Source organism: Mycobacterium barrassiae, from assembly GCF_025822765.1.
GTDB lineage: Bacteria > Actinomycetota > Actinomycetes > Mycobacteriales > Mycobacteriaceae > Mycobacterium > Mycobacterium barrassiae.
Genome location: NZ_JACKUK010000049.1, coordinates 1 through 1,339, shown reverse-complemented (window position 1 = coordinate 1,339; position 1,339 = coordinate 1). Strand labels below are relative to the sequence as shown.

General features: G+C 64.4%; 1 protein-coding gene. It reads right to left on the bottom strand.

Features of this window, described 5'->3' with window-relative positions:
- Window positions 1–145: 145 nt before the first annotated feature.
- Complete coding sequence (locus tag H7J93_RS29100; RefSeq protein WP_267309741.1) at window positions 146–1,117, bottom strand: IS481 family transposase; 972 nt, start codon at window positions 1,115–1,117, stop codon at window positions 146–148.
- Window positions 1,118–1,339: the final 222 nt, after the last annotated feature.

Below are 1,339 nucleotides of genomic sequence, written 5' to 3'. Positions count from 1 at the left end.
CGCGCGTCGCCAACGACACGCTCACCACACTGACTATCGGAGGAAGCAAAAGAGGCGCCGTCGGGGTAGCTCCCCGGCGGCGCCTCACCTTGCCCTCTTGACAAACTTCTCTACATATCAGGTGTAATGACCTGACACGTTGTTGTCAGGCGGCGAGCCGGCTGATGGGTGGGTGTCCGCCGAGGGCGGAGTGGCCTCGTTGAGTGTTGTACCGGCGCAGGAATCGGTCAAGACCTCGGGTACGTAGGCTGTTTGACGTCCAGGGGCGGGCGTAGGCCCATTCGTTGAGCAGGGTCCGGTTGAAGCGTTCTGCTTTGCCGTTGGTCCACGGGCAGCCGGGTTTGATGAATCGGCGTCGCAGCCCCCAGGCGGTGCACACCCAGCCCCAGTTGGTGCCGCGGCGATAGACCAGAGCGTTGTCGGTCAGCAGCCGTCGTACCCGTATGCCCTGAGCGGTGAACCAGGCGATGGCGCGGTGCAGGAACTGCGCGCAGGTCAGGTCCTTTTCGTCGGGATGGACCTCGCTGTAGGCCAGCCGGGTGTGGTCGTCAATGGCGGTGTGGATGTAGTCGTAGCCGATGCGGGTCTTCTTGTGCCGGTTGGCCACTGACACTGCGGCATCGCGGCCGTGTAGGCGCCACCCGCCGCCTTTGGGGATGCGGCCGAGCTTTTTGACATCGACATGGACCAGCGAGCCTGGGCTGCGGTGTTCATAGCGGTTGGGGATGCGTTGTGATGAGCGCACCGGCTCACCGGTGATCGGATCGATCGCGGCCAGGTGTGGCACCTGGTGGCGTGCCAGAATCCGGCCCACGGTCGACGCGTGCAAGCCCAGTTCGGCGGCCAGTACCACCGCGCCGCGTTTGCGGCGCTGCCGAGCCGCCAGCACTTTCTGTTCGACCTTCTTGGTGGTGCGCGCCGGCATCCGGTGCGGCCGCGAGGACCGGTCGGCCAACGCGGCCTCTCCACCTTCGGCGTAGCGGCGCAGCCACTTGTAGACCGTGGCCCGTGAAATCCCCAGTTGTTCAGCGACATGAGCGGGCGGCCAACCAGCAGCGACACGCTCCACGATCAGCCGGCGTGCGAACAGGTTGGTGCGGGCGTTAGCGTGAGACACGAGGACCTCCTTCGGAATGAATGCTTAGACACATCCACTCCGTCAGGAGGTCCTCCCCATTTCAAGCAGCCACGCCGTCAACAACCTGTCAGGTCATTACAGCTGATATGTAGGCACTGTTTGTCAATAGGCAGGGGAAAGCCGCCCCGGGTGTGATGCCGGGGCGGCTTTCGTTTGATCGGGGTCAGTCGGTGCGCGGCGGTCGTTGCTCAACGACGGTGG